13 protein-coding genes are annotated in these 16,538 nt (G+C 75.2%); 4 read left to right on the top strand and 9 right to left on the bottom strand.

Going from position 1 to position 16,538, the window contains the following annotated elements:
* Together ABWU78_RS16390 and ABWU78_RS16385 are read right to left on the bottom strand one after the other, a co-directional pair.
* Nucleotides 1-1,077, bottom strand: coding sequence for a hypothetical protein (locus ABWU78_RS16390; protein ID WP_439158977.1), 1,077 nt, complete (start codon nt 1,075-1,077; stop codon nt 1-3).
* Nucleotides 1,078-1,079: 2 nt separating this feature from the next.
* Nucleotides 1,080-2,249, bottom strand: coding sequence for an SPFH domain-containing protein (locus ABWU78_RS16385; RefSeq protein ID WP_439158976.1), 1,170 nt, complete (start codon nt 2,247-2,249; stop codon nt 1,080-1,082).
* A gap of 238 nt (nt 2,250-2,487) precedes the next feature.
* Between ABWU78_RS16385 and ABWU78_RS16380 the strand changes: the two genes are divergently transcribed.
* Entirely contained in the window at nt 2,488-3,225 is a 738-nt protein-coding gene (locus tag ABWU78_RS16380; protein WP_439158975.1) for a nucleotidyltransferase family protein, read from the top strand.
* Nucleotides 3,226-3,276: 51 nt separating this feature from the next.
* Here ABWU78_RS16380 and ABWU78_RS16375 read toward each other — a convergent pair whose 3' ends face one another.
* From ABWU78_RS16375 to ABWU78_RS16365, 3 genes are read right to left on the bottom strand one after another with little or no spacing between them, the layout of a single operon-like run.
* A complete protein-coding gene (locus ABWU78_RS16375; RefSeq protein ID WP_253050972.1) occupies nt 3,277-6,261 on the bottom strand; it encodes a molybdopterin-dependent oxidoreductase in 2,985 nt (994 codons plus the stop codon).
* Entirely contained in the window at nt 6,258-7,133 is an 876-nt protein-coding gene (locus ABWU78_RS16370; protein WP_253050971.1) for an FAD binding domain-containing protein, read from the bottom strand. Before ABWU78_RS16370 ends, ABWU78_RS16375 begins: the two co-directional genes overlap by 4 nt.
* Complete coding sequence (locus ABWU78_RS16365; RefSeq protein WP_253050970.1) at nt 7,133-8,485, bottom strand: XdhC family protein; 1,353 nt, start codon at nt 8,483-8,485, stop codon at nt 7,133-7,135. The genes ABWU78_RS16370 and ABWU78_RS16365 overlap by 1 nt, the downstream gene beginning before the upstream one ends.
* 260 nt (nt 8,486-8,745) lie before the next feature.
* Here ABWU78_RS16365 and moaA point away from each other — a divergent pair, with 260 nt between their 5' ends.
* Nucleotides 8,746-9,852, top strand: coding sequence for a GTP 3',8-cyclase MoaA (gene moaA / locus ABWU78_RS16360; RefSeq protein WP_439158974.1), 1,107 nt, complete (start codon nt 8,746-8,748; stop codon nt 9,850-9,852).
* 94 nt (nt 9,853-9,946) lie between these two features.
* Complete coding sequence (locus ABWU78_RS16355) at nt 9,947-10,219, top strand: DUF456 domain-containing protein (protein ID WP_253050968.1); 273 nt, start codon at nt 9,947-9,949, stop codon at nt 10,217-10,219.
* Nucleotides 10,220-10,430: 211 nt separating this feature from the next.
* Here the strand turns inward: ABWU78_RS16355 and ABWU78_RS16350 are convergent, their stop codons facing one another.
* The 4 genes from ABWU78_RS16350 to ABWU78_RS16335 all read right to left on the bottom strand — a co-directional run bounded on the left by ABWU78_RS16350 (nt 10,431) and on the right by ABWU78_RS16335 (nt 14,352).
* On the bottom strand, nt 10,431-10,898 hold the full coding sequence (locus ABWU78_RS16350) for a molybdenum cofactor biosynthesis protein MoaE (RefSeq protein ID WP_253050967.1): 468 nt from the start codon (nt 10,896-10,898) through the stop codon (nt 10,431-10,433).
* On the bottom strand, nt 10,895-12,244 hold the full coding sequence (locus tag ABWU78_RS16345) for a molybdopterin molybdotransferase MoeA (RefSeq protein ID WP_439158973.1): 1,350 nt from the start codon (nt 12,242-12,244) through the stop codon (nt 10,895-10,897). Before ABWU78_RS16345 ends, ABWU78_RS16350 begins: the two co-directional genes overlap by 4 nt.
* A gap of 84 nt (nt 12,245-12,328) precedes the next feature.
* Nucleotides 12,329-13,819 carry an NCS2 family permease gene (locus ABWU78_RS16340; protein ID WP_439158972.1) on the bottom strand — a complete coding sequence of 497 codons (1,491 nt, stop codon included), beginning with the start codon at nt 13,817-13,819 and terminating at the stop codon, nt 12,329-12,331.
* Between the two features lie 53 nt (nt 13,820-13,872).
* Nucleotides 13,873-14,352 (bottom strand): nucleoside deaminase, encoded by a 480-nt coding sequence (locus ABWU78_RS16335; RefSeq protein ID WP_439158971.1) that lies wholly within the window; start codon nt 14,350-14,352, stop codon nt 13,873-13,875.
* Nucleotides 14,353-14,781: 429 nt separating this feature from the next.
* On the opposite strand from ABWU78_RS16335, the gene nhaA reads away from it, so the two are divergent.
* The gene (gene nhaA, locus ABWU78_RS16330) at nt 14,782-16,197 is read left to right on the top strand and encodes a Na+/H+ antiporter NhaA (protein WP_253050963.1); all 1,416 of its coding nucleotides are present in this window, start codon (nt 14,782-14,784) and stop codon (nt 16,195-16,197) included.
* The last annotated feature ends 341 nt before the right edge of the window (nt 16,198-16,538 follow it).

Here is a 16,538-nt window from a genome sequence, read left to right as displayed (position 1 = left end):
TCACGACTGCGAGCGCACGTACCAGAACACGAGCGCGCCGACGACCAGCAGGCCCACCAGCACGGCGAGGACGATCTTGCCCACGCTGTAGGGGCGCCGCCCGATCACCTGGCCGGTGTTCGCGTTGACCATGACCTGCCACTGCTTGCCCGCGTACACGTACGTCGCGATCCACAGCGGCAGCAGCACGAGCTTGAACATCACGTCCGCGTAGGCGGTGCGGATCGAGCCGACGCGCTGCTCGTCGCCCCCGATGTCGCGCTCGACGTCGCCCTTGATCACCGGCGCCATCTTCTGCTTCGCGCGGTCGAGGCCGACCGGGGGCTCGACGTCGTAGCGCGCCGCCGAGAACCCCGCGAGGTACTCGGCGCGGAACGGCACCGCGTGCGACAGCGGCCACGGGCCGAGCTTCGACAGGTCGCGCTCGGCGACCTGCGACGACGCGGGGACGAGCACGTCGTCGAAGTCGCGCGCGACGTGCCCGGAGACGGGCGTCCAGCTGACCCTCCGCTCCTGGCGCTCCTCGTCCCCGTTCTTGACGGTCACGTAGTAGGCGTCCCCGCGCTGCCCCGAGTACGCCGACGACGTGCGGGCGTCGAACGTCCAGTGCGGCACGTAGGAGCCGTGCAGGGACTCCGTGTCGCCGACCTTCTTCAGCTCGCCCGGCGCGAACCAGCGCGAGCGCACCCAGCGCCGGAACGCGTCGCGCGCCTGCGCCTGCTCGACCCCGAACGGCACGACGGCCTCGGGTTGCACCAGCCCGTCCGTCTCCGCCGTCGCGACAAGGTGCCCGCCGCAGAACCGGCACGCGACGGACAGGTCGGTCCCCTGCGTGGTCGCGCCGCAGCCGTCGCACGTGAGGACCCGCGCGTCGAGGATCCCGGCGCGCACCCCGCCCTGCGCCGCGGCCCACGCGTCGAACGAGTGCTCGTCGACGGCGTCGCCCGGCGCGTGCACGATCGCGACGGTCCCGCCGCACGCCACGCAGCGCAGGTGCTGCGTGCCCGGCGCGTACGCGAGCTGCGACCCGCACGCGTCGCAGCGCGTGCGGACGAGCTCGTCCTGGGTGTCGCTCACCGTCAGCCCGCCTGCGGGCCGGTCGGGCCGCCGGTCGGGGCACCTGTCGGAGGCAAGGGCGGCGGGGTCGCCGCGAACAACGGCGCGAGCGCGGGCACCTCGCCCGCGGCGGTCCACGCGGCCATGCCCTCCTGCCACACGAGCGACGCGCGCGTCACCTCGCCGGACCGGACGCGGCCGGCGAGGTCCGCCGTCGTGCCGGGCCCGGCCTGCGTGCCGCCGACCGCCCAGTACCAGGGCGACTCCGCGCCAGGCAGGGGCGGCGGCCCCGCGGGCGCCGCCGGGGCCGGGGCCGGCTGGGCCGCCGTCGTCCCGAGCGACTGCGCGAGCTGCTGCCCCATGGCCGCCCCGAGGCCCATCCCGGCGCCGAGCCCCAGCCCGTCGCCCGCACCCCCGGGGTTCGCGGCGGCCGTCTCGATCGCGTTCGCCGCCTGGAACTTGGTGTACTGGTCGAGGTTCCCGACCACGGCCATCTGCGTCCGCTTGTCGAGCGCCGCCTCGACCTCGGGCGGGAAGGAGACGTTCTCGAGGACGAAGCGCGGCACGGCGATGCCGTACTCGGACAGGTCCTCCGAGAGCTGGCCCGCGAGCCGCGTGGCGATCTCGCGCTGGTTCGCGGCGAGGTCGATCGCGGCGACGCCCGCCTCTGCGAGCGCCGGGCCGAGCTGGCCGACCACGAGGCGGCGGAAGTAGTCGCCGATCTCGTCGGTGCGGAACTGCGGGTCGGTCCCCACGAGCTGACGCAGCAGCGCCGACGGGTCCACGACCTGGAGCGCGTACGTCCCGAACGCCCGGATGCGAACCGCGCCGAGCTCCGGGTCGCGCAGGATCACCGGGTTCTGCGTGCCCCACGTGAGGTCGGTGAACTGGCGCGTCGCGACGAAGTACACCTCCGCCTTGAACGGAGAGTTGAACCCGTACTTCCAGCCCTGGATCGTCGACAGGATCGGCAGGTTCTTGGTCTCGAGCGTGTACGTGCCCGGCCCGAACACGTCGGCGAGCCGGCCCTCGCTCACGAAGACGGCGCTCTGCCCCTCGCGCACGACGAGCTGCGCCTGGTTCTTGATCTCGTTGCCCTGGCGCGGGAAGCGCCAGACGATCGTGTCCCGGCTCTCGTCGAGGAACTCGATGATGTCGATCAGCTGGCCGCGCAGCTTCTCCATGAAGCTCATCCGGACTCCTTCGCTCGTCGTGCGGAACGACCGCGGGCGCCCGCACGCTGCGGGAGCGTCGCCCGCCCTGGCGCGCCGAGCATAGCGGCATCCTGCCCCGCCGATGAAACCCCCAAGGGTTGGTAAAACCGACTGGTGGCCGCAGGTTCGCGCACGGCCGTCGAACCCGGGGTCGCTCCTCACCGGCGCGGCCGTCCGGGGAGAGACCCCGGGTTCGGCGGCGACCTATCCTGGCCGGGTGCCGACCCCGCCCACGACCGCGACCACGACCGCGCGCGCGACGCCCACCGTCGCCGTCCTGCTCGCGGCCGGGGCCGGGACGCGGCTCGGGCGCGGGCCCAAGGCGCTGCTCCCCCACCGCGGCGGCACGCTCGTCGAGCATGCGACCGCCGTCCTCCTCGCGGGCGGGTGCGACGCCGTCGTCGTGGTCCTCGGCGCCGAGGCCGCGCGCGTGCGAGCCGGCTCGTCGCTCGACGGGCCCGGGGTGCACGTCGTCGACAACCCCGGCTGGGCCACCGGGATGGCGTCGTCCCTGCGCGTCGGCGTCGCCGCCGCCCTCGACCTCGTCCCCGCCCGGGTCGTCGTCGCGCACGTGGACCAGCCCGGCGTCGGGCCCGACGACGTCGCGCGCCTGCTCGCCGCGCACCGCCCCGGGCGCGTGACCGCGTCGCGGTGGCGGGCCGACCCCGAGGGCGCAGCAGGGGCGCACGGCGCGGTGGGGTCGGAGGTCGCTGCGGACGACGCTGCGGGGGCGGAGCGCGCGGCGGAGGCGGACCGTCCTCGGTGGGCGCACCCGCTCGTCCTCGATGCCGCGCTCGCGCGGCCCGCCGCCGCGAGCGCCCGCGGCGACCGCGGCGCGCGCGACTTCCTGCGCGCCCACGCCGACCTGGTCGACGTCGTCGACCACCCCGGCGACGGCCGCGACCTCGACACCGCGGCCGACCTCGACCTCCTGGACGACCCCACGCCCCGCTGAGCGCGGGAGACGGTCGCGCCGACCGGCGTCGGACGCGACTGTTCTCCGCGCTCAGGGGGTGGTGGCGGCCTTGATGCCCAGGTAGACGCGGTCGCGGGCGAGCGGGAGCTCCGTGAAGCGCACGCCCGTCGCGGCACGGATCGCGTTGGCGAGCGCGGGGGCCACCGGGTTGAACGGGCTCTCGCTCATCGACTTCGCGCCCATCGGCCCGACCGTGTCCGACGTCCGCGCGAAGTAGACCTCGCTGCGCGGGGTGTCCGCGAAGGTGGGCAGGTGGTACTGGCGGAAGATGTCGGTCGTCACGCGACCGGTGTCGTCGACGATCACGTTCTCGTAGAGCGCGGCGCCGAGGGCCTGCGCGATGCCGCCCTCGACCTGGCCGCGGCACTGGCGCGGGTTGACGACCTCGCCGGCGTCGGCGGCCTGGACGGACTGGAGGATGCGGATCTCGCCCGTCCCGCGGTGCACCGCGACCCGGAAGCCGTGGACGTTGAACGCGACGGAGCGCGGCGTGCCGCCCCAGCGGCCCTCGGCGACGAGCTCGATCCCGGCGTCGGCCGCGGCCCGCGCGACGTCGGCGAGGGGCAGGAGCGTCCCGGCGCAGTCGACGCCTCCGGGCACGAGCCGGCAGTCCCCCGGCGCCGCGCCCGCCATCCCGGCCGCGACCTTGAGCACGGCCTCCGCGAGGTCCTGCGCGGCGGCGAGCGACGCCTTGCCCGCGACGACGGTCCCGGTCGACCCGAACGCGCCGGTGTCGTGCTCGACGAGGTCGGTGTCGGACTGCCGCACGACGACGTCGGCGGCGTCCTGCCCGAGCGCGCTCGCGACGAGCTGCGCGTGGACGGTCGTCGTGCCGTTGCCGAACTCGGCGGTCCCGACCTCGGCCTCGACGACCCCGTCCGGCCGGAGCCGCACACGCGCGTGGGAGTAGTGCCCGCGGGGCGGGACGGTGTCGATCATGGACAGCGCGGTGCCCTCGCCGACGCCCCACTCGGGGCCGAGGTCCGGGAGCGTGCCCGGCCCCGACCCCGCACCTGCCCCGTACGCGGCGACGTCGCGCGCCCGGCCGCGCGCGAGCGCGTCGGCGGCCAGGTCGAGGCACTGGTCGAGCCCGTAGCTGCCGTAGAGCACGTCCTCCTCGGGCGTCGGGTGCGTGGAGAGCATGGGGTCGCCGTCGCGCACGACGTTGCGGCGCCGCAGCTCGAGCGGGTCCATGCCGAGCTGCCGCGCGAGCTCGTCGACGGCGGACTCGACGGCGAAGATCATCTGCGACAGCCCGTACCCGCGGAACGCTCCCGCGGGCACCGTGTTCGTGTAGACGCAGTGGGCGTCGACCTTCTTGTTCTCGCACCGGTACACCGCGAGCGACTCGCCGCACCCGTGGAACATGACGCCCGGGCCGTGGTTCCCGTACGCGCCCGTGTTGCTGAGCACGTCGAGGTGCAGCGCCGTGAGCGTCCCGTCCCGTCGCGCGCCCGCGCGCACCCGGATGCGGAACGGGTGGCGCGTCGTCGTGCCCACGAACTGCTCGGTGCGGGTCAGCTCGAGCTGGACGGGCCGCCCGAGCCGCAGCGTCGCGAGCGCCGCGACGTCCTCGGTGAGCACCTCCTGCTTGCCGCCGAACCCGCCGCCCACGCGCTCGCAGTGCACGCGCACGCGCTCCGGGTCGAGGTCGAGCACGCGCGCGAGGTGGCGCCGCGCGAGGAACGGGACCTGGGTGGACGACCGCACGACGAGCCGGCCGTCGTCGTCGAGCGACGCGATGGCGCAGTGCGTCTCGAGCGCCGCGTGCTGCACGCGATGGGTGCGGTAGGTGGCCTCGTGCACGACGTCGGCCTCCGCGAGGCCGCGCTCGACGTCGCCGAGCTCGGAGTGCACCTCGGCGACGACGTTCGCCTCGGGCCGCGAGACGCGCGCGTCGGCGGCGTCGAGCTCGGGGTGGACGAGCGGCGCGCCGGGCGTCATCGCGTCCTCGGGATCGACGACGGCGGGCAGCACCTCGTACTCGACGCGCACCCGCCGCACGCCCTCCTCGGCCGCCGCGACCGTGTCCGCGACGACGGCCGCGACGCGCTGCCCGACGTGCCGCACGACGTCGTCGAGGACCCGCGTGTCGTCGGGGTCGTCGGTGAACAGCTCGTGCTGCGCGGTCGAGAACCGGGTCGTGGGCGCGTCCTCGTGCGTGAGCACGGCGTGCACGCCCGGCACCGCGAGCGCCGCCGACGCGTCGATCGCGACGACCCGCGCGTGCGCGTGCGGCGACCGCACGAGCTTGAGGTGGAGCAGGCCCGGGTAGTCGGCCGGGTCCACGTCGAGCGTGTACCGCACCGTCCCGGTGACGACCCCGCGCCCGGCCGGCGCGGGCACGTCCCGCCCGAACGCCGAGGGAGAGACCTGGTCACGCGAGGGAGAACCCTGGTCCGCCGAGGTAGAGGCGTGGTCCACCGAGGTAGAGGCGTGGTCACCGCCCGACGGCGTGCGCTCCCCCGTGCCCCGGGCGGTCCCGGTCGTGTCGCCGCGGCCGAGGACGGCGTCCTCGATCGCGCGGTAGCCGGTGCAGCGGCACAGGTTCCCCTTGAGGTTGCGCGGCAGGTTCGCGCGCTGCGCGTCGTCGAACGTCGCGGCGGTCATGATCATCCCCGCCGTGCAGAAACCGCACTGGAACCCCTGCGCGTCGAGGAACTGCTGCTGCACCGGGTGCAGCGCCTCCTGCGGGCCGTGGGGGTCGTGGTCGCACGCGCCCGCCGCCTCGTCCCCTCCGGCACCGCCCGGGCACGACGTCGCCGCGAGCCCCTGGATCGTCGTCACCTCGTGACCGGCCGCGCGCCGCGCGGGGTAGACGCACGAGTGCACGGGGACGCCGTCGACGTGGACCGTGCACGCGCCGCAGTCGCCGCCGTCGCAGCCCTTCTTGACGCCGAGCGCCCCCTGCTCGCGCAGGTACGTGCGCAGGCACTGGCCCGCGCGCGGCTCGGTCGACGCCGTACGGCCGTCGATCGAGACGGGCGGGGTCGGGCGAGGGTCGATCGCGGTCATCGGGGGTCTCCGTCCGTGCCGCCGCCGAGCTCGGAGAGGAGCTCGGAGCGGATCTCCTCGCCGAGGCGGTAGGTCATGTCCCGCCGCCACGCGGGCAGGCCGTGGATGTCGTCGTGGTAGAGGTCGGTCGGGATCGCGGCGTCGAGCGCCGCGGCGAGCCCGGCCGCCGTGGGCAGGGTGTCGGCGGCGAACCGGAGCTGCACGGGCCGCCGCGTCGAGGCGGTGACGGTGAGGACGAGCCCGCCCCCGGCGTCGGGCGGGTCGACCCGCCCGATCAGCAGGACGCCCGAGCGCCCGAGGTTCGAGAGGGACAGGCGCCGGAACGCGGTGCGCGACCGCAGCGCGTGGTCGGGCACACGGATCGCGCGCAGGAGCTCGCCCGGCGCGAGCGTGTTGGTCAGCTCTCCCGTGACGAGCTCGGCGACCGGCTGCTCCCGGCGGGTGCCGCCCGGACCCCAGACCTCGGCGACGCCGTCGAGCGCGGCCGTGAGGGAGATCATCGGCCCGGCCGGGAGGGACGTGCAGACGTTGCCGCCGACCGTCGAGGTGTTCCAGATCTTGAAGGACGCGACGAAGCTGTCGCAGCACGGGCGCACCAGGTCGAGCGCGGTCCAGCGCTCGCGCACGGGCGCGGCCTGCGGGCTCTCCTCGAACGCCCACAGCTCGGCGACCGTGCACGTCGCGGCGATCTCGAGACCGTCGTCGGTGACCACGAGCGCGGGCCAGCCGGCGCTCGTCACGTCGAGCAGGCGCCGCAGCGTCTGGCTGCCGTAGGAGAACAGGACGGTGCCGCCCGCGAGCCAGGCGTCGCCCTCGCGCCACTCACCGGGGTCGACGGTCGGGACGAGGTCGGTGACGGTGCTCAGGTCCATCAGGAGGCCTCCTCGGGGATCGGCGCGGCCACGGCCGCGGGGTGGGGGTCGGACGACGCGACGGGAGGGTCGGCGTGGATCGGTCCGTCGGTGCCGCTCAGCGGGACGACGGCGGCCCGGCCGTGCCGGGTCGCGACGAGCTCCGCGGTGATCGAGACGGCGACCTCCTCGGGGGTCACTGCCCCGAGGTCGAGGCCGATGGGCGAGCGGAGCCGCGCGAGCGCCGCCTCGGTCACGCCCTCCGTGCGCAGCGCGGCGACGCGCTGCGCGTGCGAGCGGCGCGAGCCCATCGCCCCGACGTACGCGAGCGGCAGGTCGAGCGCGAGGCGCAGCAGCGGCACGTCGAACTTGGCGTCGTGCGTGAGGACCGCGACGGCCGTCCGCGCGTCGACGCGACCGGCGGCGGCCTCGGCGGCGAGGTACCGGTCCGGCCACTCGACGACGACCTCCGCCTCCGGGAAGCGCCGGGGGTCCGCGAACACCTCGCGCGCGTCGACGAGGGTCACGCGGTAGCCGAGGAGCCGCACGTGCCGCACGAGCGCGCCGGCGAAGTCGTTGGCCCCGCACACGAGGAAGCGCGGCGCGGGAAGGCGGGTCTCGACGAGCAGCGTGACGGGCTCGGTCTCGTCGCACGCGGCCCCGCCGCCTGGCGTCGCTGCGCCGTTCACCGGGTCGGGCGCCGCGCCGGGCGCCGAGACCCGCGGCGCTCCGTGCGCCGCGTGGACCGTCGCCGTGCCGCCCGCGCGCAGCACGGCGACCACCTGCGCCGCCGCGGCGTCGAGCGCGGCCGGACCCACCAGGTCCCGCAGCGCCCGGGCGACGCTCCGCTCGTCCGCGGCGCCGGGGTCGTCGACGAGGACCGCGGTGCGCTGCGCGCCGTCGATCCGGCGCACGAGCGCCGCGCCCCCGCGCCCGGCGGCCTCGGCGTCGCCGTCGGACGAACCCGTGCCAGGACGCGGCAGGGCGTCCGCGCCCGCGCGCGCTCCGCCGTCGGACGGGGCCGCCAGCGCGGCGAGCACCCGGGCGGCGTCGTCCCCCGGGAAGACGGGCTGGACGTGGACGTCGAGCGTGCCGCCGCAGCTCAGCCCGACGGCGAACGCGTCGTCGTCGCTGTAGCCGAACGTCTCGCGGTGGCTCGCGCCCGAGGTGATCGCGTCGAGCGCGGCGGCGTGCACCGCGCCCTCGACGCACCCGCCGGACAGGCTGCCGAGGACCGCGCCGTCGGCGCGCACGGCCATCGCGGTGCCGACCGGTCGCGGCACGGAGCCGGACGCCGCGACCACCGTCGCGACGGCGAACGGGGGCTGCCCCGGGCCGAGCCACGGGGCGAGCTGGTCGACGATCTGGAGCATCGTGGGCCTCGCTTCCGCCAGGGTGCCGGCGAACCGGCGTCCTTCCAGTGAACCCTTGCGGTGAGTCCCCTGCGTGTCCGAGGTCGCGTCGGCCGTGACGCGCCGGAAACACAGGGCTTGAATCCGCCCTTGGACTGCTCTCCCACGGGAGGAGAGGTGTTCCGCTGAATGGAAGTTCACTTCCACTCGACGGACTCCACGCTAGCACGCGGTGTCGCCCGGGTCACGGGTCGCGCACCGGGAACGTCTACGATCGGGCCATGACCGCGGTCTCGCTCGGGATGCCCAGGCTGCGGTCGGGCGCGCCCACGGACGCCTCGACCGACCTCGCCCCGGGCCGCCCCGCGACCGAGGCGCTCGTCGACCGCTACGGCCGCGTCGCACGCGACCTGCGGATCTCGATCACCGAGAAGTGCTCGCTGCGCTGCACCTACTGCATGCCCGCCGAGGGCCTCCCCGCGATCCCGCGCGACGACCTCCTCACACCTGCCGAGATCGGCCGGGTCGTGCGCGTGGCCGTCGGCCGGCTCGGGATCACCGACGTCCGGTTCACGGGCGGGGAGCCGCTCATGCGCCGCGACCTCGCGGACATCCTGCGCGCCGCGCGCGCGGCCGCGCCCGACGTGTCGCTCTCGCTGACGACCAACGCGATCGGGCTCGACAAGCGCGTCCACGAGCTCGTCGCCGCCGGCCTCGACCGCGTGAACATCTCCCTCGACTCCGTGGACCGCGAGGACTTCGCGCGGCTCACACGCCGTGACCGGCTGCCCGACGTGCTCGCCGGCATCCGGGCCGCGCTCGCCGCCGGGCTCGCGCCCGTCAAGCTCAACGCGGTCCTCATGCCCGAGACGCTCGCGGGCGCCGCCGACCTGCTCGCCTGGGCGGTCGACCACGGGTGCCACCTGCGCTTCATCGAGCAGATGCCGCTCGACGCCGACGGGCACTGGACGCGCGACGACCTCGTCTCCGCGACGGACCTGCTCGCGGTAATCGGCACGCGCTTCGACCTGCTCGAGGTCGGCCGCGACGACCCGTCCGCACCCGCCGAGGAGTGGCTCGTCGACGGCGGACCCCAGACCGTCGGGATCATCGCGTCCGTCACGCGCTCGTTCTGCGGCGCGTGCGACCGCACGCGCCTCACCGCCGAGGGCACGGTCCGGTCGTGCCTCTTCGGCGACGACGAGACCGACCTGCGCGCGATCCTGCGCTCCACGGACCTCGCCGAGGACGAGCGCGACGACGCCCTCGCCCGCGCGTGGCAGGGCGCCATGTGGCGCAAGCCGCTCGCCCACGGCAGCGACGCCCCGACGCTCGCCGCCGACGCGTTCGCGCCGACGTCGCGCAGCATGGGCGCGATCGGCGGCTGAGCGTCGCGACGGTGGCGCAGATCATAGGGTGAAGCCGGTCACCGCGACGCGTCTGCCCAGGTCACGCGGGACGGGCCTTCCTACCATGGATGCCGTGACGACGATCTCCCCTGCACCCCTCAATCGCCCCGCGAACTCACCCTCCGACGCGCCCACGGCGACGCCGGACAACACCACCTCCGCGCTGCCGATCTACCGCACCGACGAGCGCTCCGGGAGCTGGAAGGCCGGGACCAAGAGCGTCCTCGGCGCGGCGATCGGCGCCGTCGTCGGGACCGTCGTGCTGAGCTGGTTCGGCCTCGTCCTCGGCACCGCCGTCGGGCTGGGCATCGGCATGCTGCTCGACAACCGCCCCACCACGCGCTGACCCGACCCGTCCCACCCACGGTCCGCGCGACGAGCGCGCGACCGGGAGCGTCCCGCCCGACATCGTCGTCGCACGGCGGATCCGCAGCCCGACGCACGAGAGGCGAGAAGTGGTCCCTCCCCGGCCCGAGCCGGGGGCCACTTCTCGCCTCTCGTCGTTCGCCGGCCCGTTCGGCGGCTCGTTCGCCGGCGCGGTCGCAGGGGTCGGTCCGCTACAGCCCGACCCACTCCGAGACGCCGTCGTCGAAGTGCTGCCGCTTCCAGATCGGCACCTCCGCCTTGATGCGCTCGACGAGCAGCGAGCACGCCTCGAACGCCTCACGGCGGTGACCCGCGGCCGCCGACGCGACGAGCGCCACGTCGCCGATCCCCAGGGTCCCGTACCGGTGGACGGCGGCGACGCGCAGCCCGGTCTCGGCCGCCACACCGGCCACGCACCGTCGGATCACCGCGGTCGCGTCGGGGTGCGCCTCGTAGTCGAGCCGGGTCACGCCGCGGCCGCCGTCGACGTCGCGGACCACGCCGCGGAACGTCACGACGGCGCCGCACTCGGGGCCCGCGACCGCGTCCTCGACGGCGCGCGACACCGCGTCGTCGAGCACGTCCGTCGTCACGCGGCTCACGTCCTCGGACGCCCCGCCCTGGGCCGCCCCCGGGGACTCGCCCTGCGTCTCGCTCACAGCTCTCGTACCTCCACCTCGGTCCCGGCGGCCCACTCTGTCACGTCGGCGGGCACGTCCACGAGCACGTCCGCCCGCGCCATCGACGCGACGAGGTGCGACCCCGCTCCCCCGACGACCCGGACCGTGCCGTCGGGGCCGGTCGCGCCGCGCAGGAGCTGTCGCTTCCCCGCGGGCGAGGTCAGCGGCTCGGCGAGGACCGCCGTGCGCACGCGCTCGGCCCCGGGCAGACCCGCCGCCCGCTCGAGCGGCTCGCGCAGGAACATCGCGAACGACACCTGGGCGCTCACCGGGTTGCCGGGGAACGTGAGCACGGGCGTCCCGTGCACGGTGCCGAACCCCTGCGGCCCGCCGGGCTGCATCGCGACCGACCGGAAGGTGACGCCCGGCGACGTCGCCCGGCCGACCTCCCGACCGGCGTCCTGACCGGCGACGGCACCGGGGCCCCCGAGCACGTCCTTGACCACCTCGTACGCGCCCTGCGACACGCCGCCCGACGTGACGACGAGGTCTGCGACCGCGGTCGCCTCGGCGAGCACGGCGGCGAACCGCGCGGCGTCGTCGCCGCAGCGGGCCGTGCCCACGACCTCCCCGCCCGCGCGCCGCACGGCGGCGCCGAGCGCGTCGGCGTTGGCGTCGAAGACCTGCCCCGGCCCCGGCGTCTCGCCCGGTCCGACGAGCTCCGACCCCGTCGACAGGACGGCGACGCGCGGCCGGGCGACCACCCGCACGCGCCCCACCCCGCACGCCGCCGCGGCGGCGAGGTGGTGCGGCGCGAGGACGGTGCCGTCCGCGAGGAGCACGTCGCCGGGCCGGACGTCGGAGCCCGCCTCCCGCACGAAGTCTCCCGCCGACCGTGGCACCCGTACCTCGACCGCGTGGCTCGCGCCGGGGACGGTCGGGTCGGCCACCGTGGGACCGCCGACGTCGGGTCGCGACGTGCCCGCGAAGGTCCCCGCGACGGTGTCCTCGACGGGGACGACGGCGTCCGCGCCGTCGGGCACGGGCGCACCCGTCATGATGCGGGCCGCGGTGCCCGGCGCGAGGCGCGCAGGGACGCCCGGGGCCGCGGGGATCTCGGCCGCGACGCGGAGCCGGACGGGCGCGTCCGCGCTCGCCCCGACGACGTCCGCGGCCCGCACGGCGTAGCCGTCCATCTGGGAGTTGCGGAACAGCGGGACGGCGACGGGCGCGACGAGGTCGCCCGCGAGGACCCGGCCGAGCGCGTCGGCGAGGACGACGGTCTCGGTGCGCGTGCGCCGTCGGGCCGCCTCGACGAGGGGGGCGAGGAGCGCCGCGACGTCCGCGCGGTGCTCGTCGACGCTCACGCGCGCAGTCCCGGCCATGCCTGCCCTCCCACGTTCCCGTGCACGCCGACGGGCCACCCGGAGGAGCGGGCGACCCGTCGGCCGTGCGGTCGATGTCGAGGCTCAGCCTCCCACGACCGCGGTCAGGGGACCGCGCACGAAGTACACGACGAACCCGGCCGCGACCACCCACAGCAGGGGGTGGACGTCGCGCGCCTTGCCGCACGCGAACCGCAGCAGGACCCACGTGACGAACCCGATCCCGATGCCGTTGGCGATCGAGTACGTGAGCGGCATGGTCACGATCGTGAGGAAGACCGGGAGGGTGACCGTGAAGTCGGTCAGGTCGATCTCCTTGATCTGGCCCATCATCATCGCGCCGACGACCACGAGCACCGCGCTCGCGACCTCGATCGGGACCACGGCCGTGAGCGGCGTGAGGAACATCGCGACCAGGAACAGCCCGCCGGTGACGACGGACGCGAGGCCCGTCCGCGCGCCCTCGCCCACGCCCGCGGCCGAGTCGACGAACACCGTGTTCGACGACGACGACGTCGCGCCGCCCACGACCGCGCCCACGCCCTCGACGACGAGCGCCGACTTGATGCGCGGGAAGTTGCCGTCCGCGTCGGCGAGGCCGCCCTGCTTGGCGAGCCCCGTCATGGTGCCCATCGCGTCGAAGAAGTTCGTGAAGAACAGCGTGAACACGAGCATCGTCGCCGCGAGCGCCCCGATCCGGTCGAACGCGCCGAACGAGAACTGCCCCAGCAGGCTGAGGTCCGGCACGGAGACGAGCGAGCTCGGCAGCGTCGGCACCGTGAGGTGCCAGCCGCCGGGGTTGTCGTCGGACGCCGGGCCGAGGTGCAGCACGGACTCGGCGACGATCGCGACGACGGTCGTCGCGACGAGACCGATGAGCAGACCGCCCTTGACCTTGCGCGCCACGAGGATGCCCATGGTGAGCAGGCCGACGACGAACACGAGGGTCGGGACCGAGGTGATCGAGCCGCCGTCGCCGAGCTGGACCGGCGGCCCGCCCGGGGTGCGCGTGACGAACCCCGCGTCGACGAACCCGATGAACGCGATGAACAGGCCGATGCCGACGGTGATCGCCGCCTTGAGCTGGCGCGGGACGGCGTTGAAGATCGCCGACCGCGCGCCCGTGACGGCGAGCAGCACGATGAGCAGGCCGTTGACGAGCACGAGCCCCATCGCCTCGGGCCACGTCACGTCGCCGATGACGGCGACCGCGAGGAACGAGTTGATGCCCAGCCCGGCCGCGAGCGCGAACGGGAGGTTCGCGACGAGGCCGAACAGGATGGTCAGGCCGCCGGCGGCGAGGCCGGTCATCGCACCGACCTGCGCCGTCTGGAGCCACCCGCCCGCGACGTCGACGGGTGCGTTCTCGGCGCTCGTCCCGCCGAGGATGAGGGGGTTGAGAATGACGATGTACGCCATCGCGAAGAAGGTCACCAGGCCGCCGCGGAGCTCGCGCCCCGTGGTCGAGCCGCGCTCGGTGATCTTGAAGAAGCGGTCCAGCCGGCCGGTGGCCGGGCCGGTGCCGCGTGCGTCGTCGTTCTCGGCGGTCTCCCGCCGCGTGCCGAGGAGGGTCACGTCCTTGTGTCCTTTCGGTGCGAGATCGCGGTGCTGATCGGCCGCGCGGCCGCTCAGTACTCGATCCGGGACTCGAGGACGCGCCACGCGTCGAACGGCGCGGTGGCGGTGGCCGTGCGCTCGTGCACGACCCGCATGCTCCGGTCGGCCGGGTCCGCGGCGAAGAAGTCGTAGAACTCGGCGTCGTCGAACCCGGCGCTCGCGGCGTCGTGGCGGTCGGCGGCGAAGTACACGGTCTGCACGCGCGCCCAGAGGGCGGACGCGAGGCACATGGGGCAGGGCTCGCAGCTCGAGTAGAGCATCGCGCCGGTGAGGTCGAACGTGCCGAGCGCGGCGCACGCGCGCCGGATCGCGGTGACCTCGGCGTGCGCGGTGGGGTCGTTGTCCTGCGTGACCCGGTTGTTGCCCTCGAACACCTGCCCGTCGGCGGTGACGATCACGGCGCCGAAGGGTCCTCCGGCGTTCGCGACGCTGTCGACCGCGAGGGCGACGGCTCGGTCCAGGTGTGCTGCGTCCACGACAAGAGTGTCCATGGTGAGTCTCCACGGTTCGGGCAGCGACGCCGGGTGCTCCGCCTCCGGCTGTCCGGCTCGTCGATGAGCCGGGAGGAGGCGGCCGGCGGGCCGCTGCAGGCGAGTTGTCACTTCCGCCTGGTAGGTAGCTGCCGGTGTCGGATCGATCACGTCGACCACCGAGCGCGTCGCTCGGCCCGGGCCCGCCGTTGGCACGCACGACGCTAGCAGCGCGTGACCGAGGACACAAGAGATTCGGAAGAACTTTTCCACACTGTGGACAGGGCGGTGGAGAACTCCGCGGCACCCGGCCCGTTGCGGAAGGAACTCCCGCCCGGAAGAGTTGTCCCAGCGCAGGGCCGGCCCAGGGTTGGCCCGAAGGCCCGAAGATCCCCGCTCGCACGTCCGACGCCCGGGGGCGTCGCCCGTCCCCGACCACCCGGAGGCCCCGTGACCGAGCCCGCTCCGCCGTCGTCGTTCCCGATCGTCCGCGTCCCCGCCCGGCCGGGCCCGCCGCTGCGCTTCCAGCTGCGTCCCGTCGCGCCCTCCCTGCGGTCGTTCCTCGCGACCGAGGCGGGCGGCGCGGTGCTGCTGCTCGTCGCGACCGTCGTCGCGCTCGTGTGGGCCAACTCCGCCTGGTCGGGCGCCTACGACGACCTGTGGTCGGCGACCGCGGGCTGGCACGTCGGGCCCTGGTCGTTCGAGATGGACCTGCACCACTGGGTCAACGACGCCGCGATGGCCGTGTTCTTCCTCGTCATCGGGCTCGAGATCAACCGCGAGGTGACGAGCGGGGAGCTGCGCAACCGGCGGACCGTCGCAGTGCCCGCGCTCGGTGCGCTCGGCGGCCTCGCCGTGCCGGCGCTCATCTACGTCGCCTTCAACGCCGGGTCGCCCGCGCAGCACGGGTGGGGCATCGTCATGTCGACCGACACGGCGTTCCTCGTGGGCATCCTCGCCCTGTTCGGACCGCGCTGCCCCGACCAGCTCCGGCTGTTCCTCCTCACGCTCGCCGTCGTGGACGACATCGGCGCCATCACCGTCATGGCGCTCTTCTACACCGACGACCTCTGGCTCCCCGGGCTCCTCGTCGCCGCCGTGCTCGTCGTCGTGATCGTCGTGCTGCGGTGGCTCGGCGTGTGGCGTCTGGCGCCGTACGTCCTCGTCGGGATCGCGCTGTGGGGCGCGGTCTACGCGTCCGGCGTCCACGCGACGCTCGCCGGCGTCCTCGTGGGGCTGCTCGTCCCGTCGCGCTCGTCGCGTCCCGTCGACGTCGCGGTCGTCCCCAAGTACGCCAAGCGTCTCGCCCAGGAGACGACGGCGGAGCGCGAGCACCTCACCGAGCTCGCCGCGCGCGCGGCGGTGCCCACGAGCGAACGCCTCCAGCGCGTCCTGCACCCGTGGAGCGCGTACGTCGTCGTGCCCGTGTTCGGCCTCGCCAACGCGGGCGTGCAGCTCGACGCCGAGTCGCTGCGGACCGCGGCGACGTCGCCCGTGACGATCGGCGTCGCCGTCGCGCTCGTCGTGGGCAACGCCGTCGGCATCTTCGGCGCCGCGACGCTCGCCCTGCGCCTCGGGCTCGGCGACCTCCCGGGCAGGGTGCGCTACTCGCACCTGCTCGGCGGCGCGATCCTCGCCGGCATCGGCTTCACCATCTCGCTCTTCATCGCCGAGCTCGCGTTCGACGACGAGGCGCTCATCGAGCAGGCCAAGATCGGCATCCTCGCCGGCTCGCTCGTCGCCGCCGTGCTCGGCTCCCTCGCCCTCCGGTTCGTCGGCGAGCGCTGGCCCCTGTGCTCCCCCGGCGCCGACGGCCCCCCGCCCGAGCTCCCACCCCTCCCCTGGCGCCCACCGGCGACCACCTGAGCACCCCACCCCGCGAGGGAGAACCCTGGTCGGGCGAGGGGAACCCTGGTCTGGTCGCAGGCCCGCGGGGTCGGGTCCGCGTGTCGGCTCGGCATGAGCCCGACCAGGCGGTCCTGGTGGGTCGAGCAGGCGAGGTGGGTTCGTCCCGCGCCGGACCCGCCCGAACCACCTGCTCGACGACGGTGCCGTGACCGGCCGCCCGTTCCGGGCGCGGCGGTGCGGCGGCCCGGCTGGCGACGCGGCACGGCCGGCCGCGCGCCGCGGCTGGCCGCGCGGCACGGGCCGAACCCAGCCCCGCGGGCGGTCACCCGAGGTGAGGGCCGACCAGGGCGAGACAGAGC

It is taken from the genome of Cellulosimicrobium sp. CpK407 (genome assembly GCF_051844275.1).
In the GTDB taxonomy this organism is placed as follows: domain Bacteria; phylum Actinomycetota; class Actinomycetes; order Actinomycetales; family Cellulomonadaceae; genus Cellulosimicrobium; species Cellulosimicrobium cellulans_G.
The sequence above is the reverse complement of the archived record's forward strand: the minus strand, read 5'-3'. Positions and strand labels throughout refer to the sequence as shown.